At 42.4% G+C, this 16,499-nt stretch carries 12 protein-coding genes; 8 read left to right on the top strand and 4 right to left on the bottom strand.

All coding sequences use genetic code 11. The annotated features are described in order from the left end of the window. Positions 1–21 precede the first annotated feature (21 nt). The 7 genes from atpB (at position 22) to I8748_RS01950 (ending at position 6,081) form a co-directional block, all read left to right on the top strand. Positions 22–783, top strand: a complete 762-nt coding sequence (gene atpB, locus I8748_RS01980; protein ID WP_198123001.1) for a F0F1 ATP synthase subunit A — start codon at positions 22–24, stop codon at positions 781–783. A gap of 231 nt (positions 784–1,014) precedes the next feature. Beyond that, positions 1,015–1,263: an ATP synthase F0 subunit C gene (gene atpE / locus I8748_RS01975; RefSeq protein WP_019493624.1), complete on the top strand. Its 249-nt coding sequence runs from the start codon at positions 1,015–1,017 to the stop codon at positions 1,261–1,263. 277 nt (positions 1,264–1,540) lie between these two features. Further along, the gene (locus tag I8748_RS01970) at positions 1,541–1,972 is read left to right on the top strand and encodes a F0F1 ATP synthase subunit B' (protein ID WP_198123000.1); all 432 of its coding nucleotides are present in this window, start codon (positions 1,541–1,543) and stop codon (positions 1,970–1,972) included. A 188-nt stretch (positions 1,973–2,160) separates the two neighbouring features. Next, positions 2,161–2,730, top strand: a complete 570-nt coding sequence (locus tag I8748_RS01965; RefSeq protein WP_198122999.1) for a F0F1 ATP synthase subunit B — start codon at positions 2,161–2,163, stop codon at positions 2,728–2,730. Further along, positions 2,730–3,284 (top strand): ATP synthase F1 subunit delta, encoded by a 555-nt coding sequence (gene atpH, locus I8748_RS01960; RefSeq protein ID WP_198122998.1) that lies wholly within the window; start codon positions 2,730–2,732, stop codon positions 3,282–3,284. The genes I8748_RS01965 and atpH overlap by 1 nt, the downstream gene beginning before the upstream one ends. Positions 3,285–3,515: 231 nt before the next feature. Beyond that, positions 3,516–5,036: a F0F1 ATP synthase subunit alpha gene (gene atpA / locus I8748_RS01955; RefSeq protein WP_198122997.1), complete on the top strand. Its 1,521-nt coding sequence runs from the start codon at positions 3,516–3,518 to the stop codon at positions 5,034–5,036. 97 nt (positions 5,037–5,133) lie between these two features. Next, complete coding sequence (locus tag I8748_RS01950; protein ID WP_198122996.1) at positions 5,134–6,081, top strand: F0F1 ATP synthase subunit gamma; 948 nt, start codon at positions 5,134–5,136, stop codon at positions 6,079–6,081. A 389-nt stretch (positions 6,082–6,470) separates the two neighbouring features. Here the strand turns inward: I8748_RS01950 and I8748_RS34895 are convergent, their stop codons facing one another. Beyond that, positions 6,471–8,498 (bottom strand): beta strand repeat-containing protein, encoded by a 2,028-nt coding sequence (locus I8748_RS34895; RefSeq protein ID WP_263975714.1) that lies wholly within the window; start codon positions 8,496–8,498, stop codon positions 6,471–6,473. Between the two features lie 231 nt (positions 8,499–8,729). After that, on the bottom strand, positions 8,730–10,241 hold the full coding sequence (locus I8748_RS01925; protein ID WP_198122995.1) for a peptidoglycan-binding domain-containing protein: 1,512 nt from the start codon (positions 10,239–10,241) through the stop codon (positions 8,730–8,732). A gap of 1,359 nt (positions 10,242–11,600) precedes the next feature. On the opposite strand from I8748_RS01925, the gene I8748_RS01920 reads away from it, so the two are divergent. Continuing rightward, positions 11,601–14,462, top strand: a complete 2,862-nt coding sequence (locus I8748_RS01920; protein WP_198122994.1) for a methyl-accepting chemotaxis protein — start codon at positions 11,601–11,603, stop codon at positions 14,460–14,462. A gap of 34 nt (positions 14,463–14,496) precedes the next feature. On the opposite strand, the gene I8748_RS01915 is transcribed toward I8748_RS01920, so the two are convergent. Both I8748_RS01915 and I8748_RS01910 read right to left on the bottom strand, forming a co-directional pair. Continuing rightward, the gene (locus I8748_RS01915; RefSeq protein ID WP_198122993.1) at positions 14,497–15,369 is read right to left on the bottom strand and encodes a hypothetical protein; all 873 of its coding nucleotides are present in this window, start codon (positions 15,367–15,369) and stop codon (positions 14,497–14,499) included. A 548-nt stretch (positions 15,370–15,917) separates the two neighbouring features. After that, a complete protein-coding gene (locus tag I8748_RS01910; RefSeq protein ID WP_198122992.1) occupies positions 15,918–16,403 on the bottom strand; it encodes an SH3 domain-containing protein in 486 nt (161 codons plus the stop codon). Between the last annotated feature and the right edge of the window lie 96 nt (positions 16,404–16,499).

Raw genomic sequence — 16,499 nt, 5'->3', positions numbered from 1 at the left:
GTTGGGGAAAATGCTTGAAGAATGCAAATGCTTAGTGTCTTAAACGCCTTTAATTCATTTCCCCTCGCCGAACTAGAAGTAGGTCATCATTTCTACTGGCAGTTGGGAAATCTAAAAATTCATGGGCAAGTTTTTCTCACCTCATGGTTTGTAATTAGCATTCTAGTAATAGCTTCCATAGCTGCTACTCGCAACGCCCAAAGAATTCCCAGCGGCATCCAGAATTTGATGGAATATGCCCTAGAATTTATTCGAGATCTGGCAAAAAACCAACTTGGTGAGAAAGAGTACCGCCCTTGGGTGCCATTCATTGGCACATTGTTCTTGTTTATCTTCGTGTCGAACTGGTCAGGCGCTCTGATTCCCTGGAAGCTAATCAAGCTGCCGTCAGGTGAATTGGCGGCTCCCACCAATGACATTAACACGACCGTAGCATTGGCACTGCTGACATCTTTAGCGTACTTTTACGCGGGTTTTAGCAAGCGGGGTTTGGGCTACTTTAAGAAATATATAGAGCCAACACCTGTGCTGTTGCCGATCGCAATTCTAGAAGATTTTACTAAGCCCCTCTCCCTAAGCTTCCGTCTATTTGGCAATATTTTGGCGGATGAATTGGTAGTAGCGGTGCTAGTGCTGCTGGTTCCTTTATTTGTACCTCTGCCTGTAATGGCTTTGGGTTTGTTTACTAGTGCCATTCAGGCCCTAGTGTTTGCTACCCTAGCTGGAGCATACATTCACGAGGCAATGGAGGGACACGGCGGCGAAGAGCATGAGGAGCATTAAATCAGTAAAAAGTCAACAGTGAACAGTTATCAAGCGATCGCGCGAAACTGATAACTGATAACTGATAACTGATAACTGTTAAACTTCTCAGTTGATAGCACAGTTCCAACGAGCGTATCTGCTCAAAACGTCGCCGAGAGCGATTTGTAAGAACTTGGTGCAGCGTGAAAAACACGTCTTTACTAGTTAACGTACTTTTGTAGTTCTGTAATCAAAGCAAGGAAAATCAACATGGATCCATTAGTTTCTGCTGCTTCAGTTCTGGCTGCTGCTCTAGCAATTGGTTTAGCTGCAATTGGCCCTGGTATTGGTCAAGGTAATGCTGCGGGTCAAGCAGTAGAAGGTATCGCACGTCAACCCGAAGCTGAAGGCAAAATTCGGGGTACTTTGCTGTTAACCTTGGCGTTCATGGAATCCTTGACCATCTACGGTCTAGTTATTGCCCTGGTACTGCTGTTTGCTAACCCCTTCTCAGCATAAGCCCTAAAAGTTTTTGTTAATGTGGAGACGTGAATTATCACGCCTCTACAACCACAATTTTTGGTATTGAGTCATTCAGACATCGTTGACTACCAAATTTGGAATTTTGGATGATCAAAAGTTTTCAGTACATGCCGTATTTGCTTGTCAGTGGAACAAATCCAAAATCGCCAATCCAAAATCGCCTGACCCTTGTTGGCTATGGGTCTCTAAAATACGAAAGGTTGGATGATGTTGCTAGCCATGAAAACTGCTACTCCAGCCAAAGAGGAGACAAATGTTTGATTTCGATGCTACCTTGCCCTTCATGGCATTGCAGTTCCTGCTATTGGCAGCTTTGTTGAATGTAATTTTCTATAAGCCACTGACCAAGGTACTAGACGATCGCGATAATTACATCCGAACGAATACCCTTGATGCCCGGGAGCGCTTAGCGAAAGCTGAGCGCTTAACTCAGGAATATGAGCAGCAACTAGCAGAAGCTCGCCGTCAATCGCAAGCTACTGTAGAAGCAGCTCAAGCTGACGCTAAGAAAATTACTGCCGAAAAAATCGCTGAAGCGCAAAGAGAAGCTCAAGCTCAAAGAGAACAGGCTGCTGTGGAAATAGAGCAACAAAAACAGCAAGCTTTGCGTGAATTAGAGCAACGAGTTGATGCCCTTAGCAGGCAAATTCTAGAAAAATTATTGGGGCCGACTCCCGCTAGATAAGCTAGCAAGAACAGGTTCCGTGAAAGCATACAAAGCATCTGGGCATTAGTCCAGAGCGCTTAATTAAGTGTCAAAAAAAGGCACTTTTTTCCCTTCAGGAAAAGAAACTTGATTGACCTGCGGGACAAAATAGTTAATTTACCTGCGGGAAAATACAATGTATTAGCAAGCAAGCAGCGCACTTGTAGATGGGTATCATGGGCACATTCTTATTACTTGCCGCAGAAGCGAACGCTGTTGGCTCTGAATTGGCAGAAGGCGCAGCAGAAGGTGGTTTCGGTCTAAACCTAGACATTTTAGAAACCAATCTGATTAACCTAGCGATTCTGATTGGCATACTATTCTACTTTGGACGTAAAGTTTTAAGCAATATCCTGAGCGAGCGAAAATCCAATATTGCCACCGCAATTCAGGAAGCAGAAGGGCGCTTAAAAGAGGCACAGATTGCCCTTTCCCAAGCGCAAGAACAATTGACCCAGGCTCAAGCTGAAGCACAACGCATCCGCAAAGCAGCCGAAGAAAACGCCCAAAAGGCAAAAGAAGCCACGTTGGCAAAAGCAGCGCAAGACGTAGAACGCTTGAAACAAACAGCAGCAGCTGATCTGAACACCGAAAGAGAGCGAGCGCTTGCTGAACTGCGGCAGCGAGTAGCCGCCTTGGCATTGCAAAAAGTTGAGTCAGAACTGCGAGCTGGTATTGCTGACGATGTTCAACAAGCAATTATTGAACGTAGCATCGCGCAGGTGGGAGGACGCTGATGAAAAGTACGGTAGAAACAGCCGAAATAGCCCAGCCTTACGCACAGGCTTTATTGTCAGTAGCGCAATCAAAAAATCTGACAGAAGAGTTTGGTGAAGATGCTCGTTCCCTACTGAATTTGTTAAAAAATTCAGACCAACTGCGGAACTTTATCGACAACCCCTTTATTCAGCCAGAGAATAAAAAAGCAGTTATCACCCAAATTCTTGGTGGTGAAAATGCTAACCCCTACTTACGCAACTTCTTGCTGCTATTGGTAGACAGACGACGCATTTTGTTCTTAGAACCAATATTACAGCAGTATTTAGCGTTATTGCGGCAGTTGAATAAAACCGTGTTAGCGGAAGTAACTTCTGCTGTTCCTCTCTCCCAAGCCCAAGAGCAGGCAATTAAAGAGAAAGTAATTGCCATCACCAATGCTCGCCAAGTAGAACTAGAAACAAAAGTAGACAGCGAGTTAATTGGTGGTGTGATTATTAAAGTCGGCTCGCAAATTATCGACGCCAGTTTGCGGGGTCAGTTGCGCCGCCTTTCTTTGCGCTTAAGCAGCTAGAAAATGTCAGTTAGGAGTTAGAAGTTAGGAGATAGAAGTTAGGAGTTAGAAGTTAGGAGTTAGAAGTTAGGAGTTAGGAATTAAATTAAAAGTAATTTACTAGCATTTTTAACTTTTGCGTTTTTAACTCATCACTCCTCACTCTTAACTCGTCACTCTTAACTCTTAACTCATCACTCCTAACTCCTAACTAAATCAATTCTTCCGTCTCGAAAGCAAAACAATAGACACATGAGCATTTCAATCAGACCAGACGAAATCAGCAGCATTATTCAGCAACAAATCGAGCAATACGACCAAGAAGTCAAAGTTGCTAACGTTGGTACAGTCCTGCAAGTCGGTGACGGTATTGCCCGGATCTATGGTCTGGAAAAGGCTATGGCTGGGGAGCTATTAGAATTTGAAGATGGTACAGTCGGTATCGCCCAAAACTTAGAAGAAGACAACGTGGGCGCGGTACTGATGGGTGAAGGTCACGACATTCAAGAAGGTAGCTCTGTAACCGCAACTGGCAGAATTGCTCAGGTGGCTGTAGGAGAAGGCTTAATTGGACGAGTTGTTGATGCTTTAGGTCGTCCCATCGATGGTAAGGGAGACATCAAAACCACAGAAACCCGTTTGATTGAATCTCCAGCACCTGGTATTATTGCCCGTCGGTCTGTACACGAACCCATGCAAACGGGGATTACAGCTATTGACTCGATGATTCCCATCGGTCGAGGTCAGCGGGAATTGATTATTGGCGACCGTCAAACAGGTAAAACAGCGATCGCTATCGACACAATCATCAACCAAAAATCAGAAGATGTAATTTGTGTTTACGTTGCCATCGGTCAAAAAGCTTCCACTGTTGCCAACGTAGTCCAAACACTACAAGAAAAAGGCGCACTTGACTACACCATCGTTGTTGCTGCTAACGCCAGTGACCCCGCAACTCTGCAATTCTTGGCTCCCTACACAGGGGCAACAATTGCTGAGTACTTCATGTACAAAGGTAAAGCTACCTTAGTAGTTTACGACGACTTGTCTAAGCAAGCTCAAGCTTATCGCCAAATGTCCTTGCTACTACGTCGTCCACCCGGACGGGAAGCTTACCCTGGAGACGTATTCTACATCCACTCTCGTTTGTTGGAACGTGCAGCTAAACTGAGTGATGAATTGGGTAAAGGTAGCATGACCGCCCTACCAATTATTGAAACCCAAGCGGGTGACGTATCGGCGTACATCCCCACCAACGTGATTTCCATTACCGATGGTCAGATCTTCTTGTCCTCTGACTTGTTTAACGCTGGTATCCGTCCCGCTGTGAACCCTGGTATTTCAGTATCCCGCGTGGGTTCTGCGGCTCAAACCAAGGCAATGAAAAAAGTTGCCGGTAAGATTAAATTGGAACTGGCGCAATTTGACGACCTGCAAGCCTTCGCGCAATTTGCTTCCGACTTAGATAAAGCCACCCAAGACCAGTTGGCACGTGGTCAACGCTTGCGGGAACTACTCAAGCAACCCCAAAACGACCCACTGTCAGTATACGAGCAAGTGGCAATTCTTTACGCTGGTATCAACGGTTATTTAGATGATATCCCCGTTGACAAAGTAACCTCCTTCACCAGAGGTCTGCGCGACTTCTTAAAGACCGGCAAACCCCAGTACGCCCAAGCAGTGCAAAGTTCCAAAGCACTGGGTGACTCAGAAGAAGCAGCTTTAAAAGAAGCGCTAACCGAGTACAAGAAGACATTCAAAGCTACAGCGTAATAAAAGTTAAGAGTGAACAGTTAGGAGTGAGGAGTTAATGAAACACCCCTAAACTCCTAACTCTCAACTCCTAACTCCTAACTCCAGATAAAAGATTATGCCTAACCTCAAAGCAATACGCGATCGCATTCAGTCAGTCAAAAACACCAAAAAAATCACAGAAGCCATGCGCCTAGTGGCGGCGGCTAGAGTACGTCGGGCACAAGAACAAGTACTGGCTACTCGTCCCTTTGCCGACCGTTTAGCACAAGTTTTGTATGGTCTGCAAACTCGTCTGCGCTTTGAAGAAGCCAACCTACCACTACTGAGAAAACGCGAAGTAAAATCAGTGGGGCTGTTGGTCGTCTCTGGCGATCGCGGTTTGTGTGGCGGCTACAACAGTAACGTTATCCGTCGTGCCGAAAATCGCGCTAAGGAACTCCAGGCTGAAGGTGTAAATTATACATTTGTGGTTGTTGGACGCAAAGCCTCACAGTACTTTCAACGCCGTAATCAGCCCATTGATGGCACATACAGCGGCTTAGAGCAAATTCCCACCGCCAAAGAAGCCAACGAGATTGCCGACCAACTACTTTCTTTATTCCTTTCGGAAAAAGTTGACCGCATCGAATTAATTTATACCAGATTTGTCTCCTTGGTTAGCTCCCGTCCCGTCGTGCAAACCCTGCTACCCCTCGATCCTCAAGGGCTGGAAGCAGGCGATGACGAAATCTTCCGCTTGACAACTCGTGGCGGTCAATTTCAAGTAGAACGGGAGAAAGTGACTCAACAAGTCCGCGCTTTCCCCCGTGACATGATTTTCGAGCAAGATCCAGTACAGATTCTCGATTCTTTGTTACCTCTGTATTTGGGTAACCAGTTGTTACGGGCGCTACAAGAAGCTGCTGCTAGTGAACTAGCCGCGCGGATGACAGCCATGAGTAATGCTAGCGATAATGCTGGTGAGTTGATTAACACCCTAACGCTGTCTTATAACAAAGCCCGACAAGCAGCAATTACTCAAGAACTTCTTGAGGTTGTTGGCGGTGCCGAAGCATTAACTTAGGGAATTACAGATTGTTAGTTGTCTTCATAAATAGCTAATTGCTAGTTGTTTGAAAATTAGCAGTTAGCTATTTTTGTTATTTAAATGTTGCTAGGTAATATTTGAAACAGTGTTGATGTATTTGGGCGATCGCTCCTCATCCAATAGTTAACGTGAGTTCGACGGATATAAAAAACGCCGCTTCCATTCCTCTGTCCCTATGGAAGAGAAGCTTTGAAACCCTGATTTTTTCGTTGAAAAAGGTGAATATTTCTGCCCCTCTCAGCGTCGGAGAGGGGTTGGGGAGAGGTTCATCGAACTCACGTAATAGTTAAGGAAAAACAGGGAAGGTTTCCAATTTCCCTGTTTTTTGAGTTTGTGTTAATTTCTACAAACTTTAGGCAATTAACTTAAACAATGGTGAAGTTGCTTGCACTCAGGGAAACTCCACCTGTTATAGTTGCTAACTGTCGCTGAGTAAATCCACTGCCACTGCCATCAAGGTCAAAGTACAGTGCGCCCGTAGTATTATCGTAGACAAATCGTTGATCGCTGGTGGTTGCGGCTGTGCCAAGGACAAACTGACTCTGTGATAGTGAACCTGCTATTAAACCACCACCAAAGCCATTAGCTGATACTTGAATCAAGTCTTGACTCGAATCGAATTTGTTGATGGTATCGACGCCTTCAGTGTAATTATTATAAGCAAAGGTGTCTACACTAATAGAATTAATAGAATCACCAGTCAACACATCATTGCCATCGCCACCGATCAACAGGTTGTCATTACTGTACTCACTAAATTCCACAGATAAAGTATCGTCACCTGCACCACCCTTTATGGTATCACCACCACCATAGCCATTAAGGCTATCGTTGCCATTTCCGCCCAGTAAACTATCACTGTTGAATGTACCAGTGATTTCTAAACGCTCAATATTCTGGAAGCTAATCTGATAGTTGCCAGAAGTAATTGTGCCATTGGTGGTAGTTGAGTCTAAAGTGGTGACGATTCCCACCTGAGTATACCCGGAATAGACACTTAAATCATCGTTACCCGTCCCACCATCTACTAGACTGTTACTGTAAGCGGACACAGATAAAGTATCGTCGCCTGCACCACCATTGAGGGTATCATCACCAATGACCCCACCGAGGTAATCGTTGCCATTTCCCCCTAGTAGACTATCATTGTAGCCTGTACCAGAGATAGACAAAGCCTCGATATTCTGGAAGTTAATTTTATACGTGCCATTTGTAATGATGCCATTGGTAGTGGTTGAGTCAACAGTTGTAAAAACTCCGGCTTCAGCAAAGTTGGAGTAACGAGCTAATAAATAATCGTTACCCGTCCCACCATCTATTGTTACTGTGTCAGAAAAAAATGAATAGTCGGCTACAAAAGTATCATCACCAGCACCGCCGTTAATAGTATCATTACCACCATCGCCTCCATTAAGGGTATCGTTGCCATTTCCGCCTAATAGGCTATCATCAGACAATGTACCAACAATGCTTAAACTCTCGATATTCTGGAAGATAATTTGAAACTTGTTAGATGTAATCGTGCCATTGGTGGTGGTTGAGTCAACAGTTGTGACGACTCCCTCCTGAGCTGAAGAGAAATTAACAGATAAATAATCGTTACCCTTCCCCCCATCTACTGTCTGAATTCTTGAAGAAGTCGAGTCAATCAACATACCGCTTAAAAGCAGGCTATCATTGCCATTTCCACCATTGAAGGTATTGCTACCAACGTCAAAATTTATAAACTCGGAAGAATAAATTAAGGTATCATTGCCATCCCCACCATCCAGCACATTGTTACCTGAGCCAGATATAGATAAGTAATCCTTGCCTGCGCCACCTTTGATGGTATTATTACCATTACCGCCCCCCAAGAGGCTATCATCGCCCGCTCCACCGCACAGACTGTTATTTCCTAAACTATCTTGGAGATAATCATTGCCATCGCCACCATCAAGCTTGTCATTTCCTGCTTCTCCATAGATTTTGTCATCTCCAGCAAAACCTCGAATACTGTCATTACCATCTCCACCATAGAGAATGTTACTGGCAGAATTACCTAGAATCCAGTTATTCAGTGCATTACCCTTGCCGTTAATGGCTTTACCTGTGAGAGTCAGGTTTTCTAGATAAGCACCCAATGTCCAGTCAACAGATGACTTGACTGTATCAACTCCGCCAGAGTCGCCACCCGAACCATTATCTTCACTGACAATATCCCCACTACTATCAACGATGTAAGTGTCGTTACCTGACCCACCAGATAAGCTATCGTTACCAGTCCCACCATCTAAGGTATCGTTGCCACTATCTCCAATTAATGTGTCATCACCACCCAAGCCTTTGATGTTGTCACTATAGATTGTGCCAATCAAGGTTTCTGAGTTATTTTTACCAATGATCGTTGCCATATTTTTCTCCAATTTAATTCAGAAAAGTTTGACTTTTTACGATTCACCTCTTACCTTTATCTAAATAAATTCAGAGGTTGTTATCCGTTCTCAAGGATAAAGGATTGATAATTCCTCCTTTATCCTTAATACTTTCAAAGGTCAGGAGTGAGAGATTTTCTCTGTTATGGTTTCCTCTTGGCTTTGTTGATTTGGGGGTGTTTTAACTATCTGAAAATTTCTACCACATCATCAAAAGTATTGCACCCTCGCATCTAAACCGTTTGAACGTAACATTTGAGAAACTCTTTCTGCTCCGGCGCGATCGCTAAATGTTCCAGCATTCACATAATTTCCTAATCTGGATTGTGCTGGGTAAGCATTGGGTACATATTGACGCACTTGATAGAGTGTGTCGTTATTATTAATTGGCACTACTACTACATAGTGATTGTTATTAGGTCGATTACTAACTGGAGTACTATTGATGCCTAATGCTTGCCAAGTTTGACTATTGACTGTTCCAGTCACATTCAGACCATAAGATTGCTGAAATGCTGTTACAGATTGGCTGGTGTATTCGTCGAAATAGCCATCTGGATTGCCATTAAAAAAGCCAAATTGGATTAAACGCTCTTGAACTAATCTGACATTTTCTCCTTGGTCACCTACGGAGAGAATATTTCTGCTTGGTTGATTGGCATATCTATTTTCCCATACTCTACGTACTGCCTCTAAGACTTGGATATCGGCATTGCCATCGGCATAGAGGTTATTGTCTCGTTGGAATCGAGCGATCGCATCCCTTGTCAAAGGCCCAACAGTACCTGTAGGATTGGTGTTAAAGTAGCCCAAATCCCGCAGATATCCTTGCAAGTCTCTCACTTGCTGTGTTGAGATATTACCTCTGTCTGGAACTTGAGAGTAACCCAATAGTGCGTTCCAAGTTTGTTGATTTACTACCCCAGTGGCAGGTATACCGGAATTTCGTTGGAATGCAATCACAGCATCTCTGGTGATACCTTTAAAATTACCTGTGGGATTGGCATGAAAGTAGCCTAACTGCTGCAAACGCTGTTGCAGTCTTGTGACTTCCGGGCCACTGCTGCCTTGCGAGAGTATTGGATATTCACCACCTACACCAAGAGAACTTGATATTGCTTGTTGCGTTCTGTTACTGACAATACCATCAGCACGAATGCCAGCAGCTTGTTGGAATCGAACCACTGCTTGTTGAGTTTCTGGGCCAAAATAGCCTGTGTTTGCGCCGTTAAAGTATCCTAACTGCCGCAAGTTCGTTTGTAGTCTAGAGACTGCTGCACCTGTGCTACCTAGGCGCAGTCCGTTAGTTGTATTCGCACTAGCAGTTCTACCCTGACAGGCTTGTTGTAGTGCTTGTTGAGTACTGCTACCCACAACCCCATCAGCAGTTAGTCTTTTGGCTTGCTGAAACCTCATCACTGATTGCTGGGTTAAGGTAGCAAATTTGCCTGTGACAGAACCATTAAAGTAGCCTAACTTTTTCAAACACCTTTGGATGTTGGCAACTTCAGTCCCACTACTTCCTACTTTCTGAACTGCTAAAGCTTGCTGTGCTAGACTCAAAAGCCCTATAGTCAGTGCTATGGGTAAAAGACTGATGGCAGCAGTACTAGAAAGCTTTTTCCACCGTAAAAAGTTGAAATTCATTTTGATCGGAACAATCTTGATGCTTTCGGATGCTTCGTAGACTGAAGCTAGATGAAGATGAACAATGGCTTCCATAATTTTTGCAGCTATTTTTGGGTTATACAGATATCTTTGCTGTGACAGTATTGACTTTACACAAAGCCTTACTACCTTGTTTATATCTTTGAATAACGTCAGTTCGGGTTAAGGACTCAATTTTGCTCACTTGGACGAAAAAATAAGGGTTTGAGACTGTCAAAACTAACAACAGAATCAAGGTTTCAGCTTATGAAGAACTCAGGTTTGATTAGGATCAAACCTGTATTGAAGTTCTCAAGGGGTTAAACCACCTTCACTGATTTTTGGTGACAGCAATCCATGCTTTACAAGGAATTTGTATTGATTAACATCACGTCGTTATAATTGTTTCCCTACATAATAGAAAAATAAATTTGCTACAAGGCCAATTGACTATGTATCAATAAAAATCAGAACTGCTCTTGCAAACTTGATTAAACTGCTATCTATTCGTGATTTCACCTGCTTGTTTGAATTTATTGCTAGGAAAAATATACCACTTTGCCTGTGATTAACTTGTGCTTTTCACATTTATTTTAAGTAATTTGTCAAAATTAGAGTAGATAATTTTACTTTTGTTTAGAGAAAATGATGACATAACACTGATGAAACCAGAGTAATAATTTGTTAAAGAAAAGTTACTCAAGAGTGTGAAATAAATAGCTCTCAACTATCTATTTTTCCAAAAGATGATACTAATAGCTCTGTAAAATCCCTGTTGATGACTTAGAAAATTATGTATGTAAATTTACTTTATTTGGGATAAATGAGTCTCTGCTCAAAAACCTGCGGTATTTAAAACTCTCTATTTAGGCAGATTCGCGAAGTAAAAAACTCAATTAATTAATCTACCTACAGGATGATGCAATTATCTCTATTTTACACAAGAAAGCCACAACACAATGTTAAACTTTAGCAAGCAGTTGTATAAGTTTAGCTGCGATCGCTATCTAAAATTCCAGTAGTATAAGTTTGGTTTATGCCACAATCAAAATTTGAAAAATTGGCAGTTGTATATATTGGCAAAAATTGGGGATACATTCAACCAGTTGCAGTCACAAATAAACAGTTGTTAGGTGTTTAATATGATGTTTTAGGAATGATGAAACTGATAACTGTTAATCACACTGGGAAAATAGCGATCGCCCCATAGTTGGATCATATTGCAGGCTTTGATCAATGTATTGCAAGTGTATCAACTAGTGACAAAATGAGCTATATCGATAAGATAGGAAAGTATATTTACCATTCCACTGTCTAGCTGTGCCGATTTTATTTTGGCAAGGTTTTATCCATGACTCTGCCTAACTCAGTTAAGTTTAATACCAATAGTGTTCCCACTGGCTCTACAACTCGCCAATACAAAGTGATCGGCTTATGACTAAGTTCAACAATTACCCAAGGCGTTCACAATTTGTTGCGCTTTGGCAACAATGGAGTTTGAAATCGAAAGCAACTGTTTGGGCGATCGCTTTGACGATGCTACCAGTGCTGACTGTGGGTATATTCAACTACTTTAGTAATAAATCGATTACTGAACAATTCACCCAAGCTAGACAAGCAGATCCCGCAAATCTCACTGAAGCCGAAGTTGCACTCCAGAACCATCAATTATTCCTGTTGCTCGAAACTGGGGTGATATCTGTGGTGACAGGAGCAATTGCAGCTAGTATTGCCAATGGTGCTATTCGTCCAGTTGTTTCTGCTGCCAAGATTTCCAGTGCTTTAGTGAATAGAATACGTCGAGAGGATATAGGGACGCGAATTCGCGTTGAAGGCAATGATGAACTGGTGGCACTAAGGGCGAATCTTGACTTGATTCAAAATGAATTGCAAGAGGTGTTCTCGAAACAAGAAACAGAAGCCGAGCGATCGCAGTTATTAATGTACATGACTCGTCGCATTCACCAGGCACTCTCCCAAGAAGATGTCCTGAGAACCACTGTTGAAGAAGTTCGCGCAGCTTTTAGAATAGACCGTGTGGTCATTTTTCGCTTTGACGAAAGGGGAGATGGAACGTTTGTAGAAGAAGCAGCCGCAGCTGGTTTGCCTAAGATATTGTGGGCGACTGTTGTTGATCCCTGTTTTAAAGAAGAGTACATTAAACAATACCGTCAAGGTCGCGTGCGAGCGATTAATAATATTTATCAAGCAAATATCAGCAATTGTCACATCGGGTTATTAGAGCGATTTGCAGTCAAAGCAAATATAATCGCACCGATCATCAAGGATGATGAGCTATTCGGCTTGTTAATTGGACATCAGTGTTCTGCGCCTCGGTATTGGCAACAGTTTGAGATTGATTTATTCGCCCAAATTGCCACGCAAGTGGGATTTGCCCTCGACTATGCCAAGTTTGTAGAACAAATAGGCACGAAAGCTGAACAAGCCCAAATAATGATTAATATTACCCGCAAGATTCGGCAATCACTGAATGAAGAAGATGTCCTCAAAACTACTGTTGAAGAAATTCGCAAAGCGATCGCTGCCGACCGGGTGATAGTCTATGGGTTTGATGCCGAATGGTATGGTACTGTCATTGCAGAAGCAGTGCTGCCTGGTTTTCCCAAGACATTACGAGCCAACATCAAAGACCCTTGTTTTGTTGAAGGTTACGTTGAGCAATACCAAGCAGGACGAGTGCAAGCAACCAACAATATTTATGAAGCCGGATTGAGTGATTGTCACATTAACCAACTCGAACCATTTGCAGTCAAAGCAAATCTGGTTGCACCGATTCTCAAAGATGATAAATTGTTTGGTTTGCTAATTGCTCATCAATGTTCTGCACCCCGGTTTTGGCAACAGCTTGAAATTGATTTCTTTGCTCAGTTAGCCATGCAAGTGGGATTTGCTCTCGACCATGCGAGATTGCTTCAGCGCATTGATGCAGAAGGAATGCAAACTCAGTTACTTGTGGAAATTACCCGCAAGATTCGGCAATCACTGAATGAAGAAGATGTCCTCAAAACTACTGTTGAAGAAATTCGCAAAGCGATCGCCACTGACCGGGTGATAGTCTATGGGTTTGATGCCGAATGGTATGGTACTGTCATTGCAGAAGCAGTGCTGCCTGGTTTTCCCAAGACATTACGAGCCAACATCAAAGACCCTTGTTTTGTTGAAGGTTACGTTGAGCAATACCAAGCAGGACGAGTGCAAGCAACCAACAATATTTATGAAGCCGGATTGAGTGATTGTCACATTAACCAACTCGAACCATTTGCAGTCAAAGCAAATCTAGTTGCACCGATTCTCAAAGATGATAAATTATTTGGTTTGCTAATTGCTCATCAATGCTCTGCACCCCGCCAATGGGAACAGTCTGAAATTGATTTCTTTGCTCAGTTAGCCATGCAAGTGGGATTTGCTCTCGACCATGCTAGACTATTGAACCAAGTAGACCAAGCCTATGCATCGGTTGAATCTGCTTTGCAACAGCAGCAGCAAGAAAAACAAGCACTGCAACTTCAAGTATCAGAACTTTTGAGAGATAGTGAAACTGTTGTGAGAACTCTCTGCGCCGAGACACTCACACAAATTAAGTCTGTAACTTCTACTCAGAATCAAATTCAAGCATTAGCTAATTCGACTCAAAAACTGCTTCTCACAGTCGAACAAGGAGAACGCCAAAAACAGCAGTTCAACGACACAGTACAAGACGGACAACAAAGCATCAACCAAGTTGCAGAAAGCATTTCTACAACCCAAATCACAGTTACAGAAGCAGCAGCCAGAGTCAAACGTTTAGAACAGCCATCCCGACAACTCTTGCAAACAACAAACCAGATTAATGAGGTAGCATCACAGATAAAATTCCATGCGATGAAACTTGCTTTTGAAGCAACTCGTGCTGGTGAAGCAGGTAAAGAGTTTGCTGCTATAGCCGAGAAAGTGCTTGCCTTGGGACAGCAATTAGATGCAGACAATACAGAAATTAAATCTTTAGTGTCAGAAATTTATACAGTCAATAACGACACAGTAGCGTTAATGGAGGCTGGAAAGCAAAGAGCGATCGCTCTTACTCAAGGAGTAGAAGAAACCCAGCAAAAACTCAGTCAAATTAATGCGATCGCTGTCCAAGTTTACGTACTGATTGAGGAACTGACTCAAGCAGTTACAAACCAAGTGGAAACTTCAGAAGCCGCCACACAATCTATTTTAGAAGTTGCAAGTATCGCTAACCAGACAAAAGAACAAGCTGCCACAGTTGCGAAGTTCTTAGCTAAATTGAGATAGATAACTGCTGATATCATGTCTATTTAAATAACCGTTATTGCGACCGTAAAAATAATTCTTGCAACAACTTTCCAAAGCGCGGTAAATCAAAAATAAATGCAAGAAATGCGGATAAGGGTTTACGTTTTTTCAGTCCTGATGGTGTTAACTTCCAGTTAGCAGATGCGCCATCAACTAGGTGCATACCTCCAGCTAATTTAGCATTCTGTTTAGCTTCTTCTCCTTTAACATAAGCTACACCTCGACCGCCAGATAAGTGACTATAGTTATGATTTTGATGAATTGCTGTGACTACATCTGTGGCATCAACAACAGGAATTTTCATTTGATGAGCATAGTAAACCACCCAATGATCCCAATGACCGCGCCCCACAGCAAAAGAGGGAATTTCCGCATACAGTGGCTTAGGAAATACAAAGTAATCTTGACACACAACTGATGCTAATTTCCCTTGTTGTACGACCAAATGGCGCAACTCAGTTTCCCAAGTAGGTTTTTCAAATTCTAGTGGTTCTGTAATATCCACATCTACCCGTCGTCCTGTGATCAGGAATTGCTTAAAAGATGAATCTTGCAGCTGCTTGACAGCAATTAAAAAATCATTCAATAGAATAATATCAGTATTGACATAAGTTATAATCAAACCCGGAGCCAGTGCTTGAGCCTGCCAAAATATACTATCTAATAATGGTGTGCCATATTCATTACAATTAATATCACTGATATGGACTACACCAAGTTTTTTAGCAATTTCATCTGTGCCTTTTTCGTTACCAAATAAAATAATCTGGGGTCGAGGTTCTAGTAAAGTCCAACTCTTGATAGCATTTTCCTGAATAATCCCAATGTGTCCTTCAAAGGGTTTCGGTACAGTAAAGATTGTAATTCTTTCGTCAGATATATGCATAATAAATCCTCTCTCACATCATATAAGGTGAGTTAATTTTTGAGAAATTGAGTTTGAATATTTTGTGTCAAAAAGAAGGGTGTAGGGGGTAGGGTATGGAGTGTAGGTAACTGAAGAGAGTCTGACTACAATTCACACCTTCACTTCTTTTCGACATACTATGAAAAGTTAAGGCTGTAATTACCTTTGGCAGGAAAGTATGGAAGAAATTTCTGTTTTTTGAGTCGATTCATGTGATAGTTTTGACTTGAGTAAATGCTAGATTCTTACTATTAATATCAAGCATTTACTGGCAATTTTGTCAATTTAGATGCTAAATTACAACAATATTTTTATATGTCAAAATATCAATATTAAATAACATTTAAACCTTTTGGTAGCGAATGATATCATGTCCGGCTAATTACTTACGATATAGTCGGTTTGCCTGGTAATGGGTAATGGGTGATGGGTAATGGGTAATGGGTAATGGGCCAGATGTGATGACTAATAGTAAAATCCAATTCCCAATTCCCAATTCCCAATTCCCAATTCCCAATTCCCAAAACTTATTGTTCCACCCGTTCAGTATTACCTACTTTTACCCAACCTTCTTGTTTGCTATTCTCTACACGAATCTTTTGCCAGCCTTTATCTGGACTTTCTTCCAAGACGATAATTTTTTCATTCACACCAACTCCACCGACGCGTTCAGCATCTTGGCTTGGTTTTGCTCGCAAACTCAAGCCTTGCGACCAAGTAACACGACCTCGGTAAGCTCCTGGTGGCAATGATGCCGAATCCGTAGGAGAATCAGAGGGAGTTGCACTAGGAGTAGTTTTAGGCTCAGCTTTAGATGAAGAGTCTTTGGTTTCTGTATCAGCCGCTTTAGGTGGCTTATTTTGCAAAGAGGGGTGGTCGTTGGCAAAGATTGGTTTTGCAGGAGGGATGGCAGTTCTATTCATGAAATAGAGTCCAACAGCAACACCGCTACCTATCAAAACAGCGATCGCTAAGAAAAAGCCTAGTATAAACTTCAGTAAACCAGAAAGCATAGTTAGTAATCAATAGTCAATAGTCAATGGTCAATCGTCAGTGGTCAATCGTCAATAGTCAGTGGTCAGTTGTCAGTTGTGAGTCAGTGTGGTCTT

Origin of the sequence: Amazonocrinis nigriterrae CENA67, from assembly GCF_016056305.1 — a bacterium.
GTDB lineage: Bacteria > Cyanobacteriota > Cyanobacteriia > Cyanobacteriales > Nostocaceae > Amazonocrinis > Amazonocrinis nigriterrae.
The sequence above is the reverse complement of the archived record's forward strand: the minus strand, read 5'-3'. Positions and strand labels throughout refer to the sequence as shown.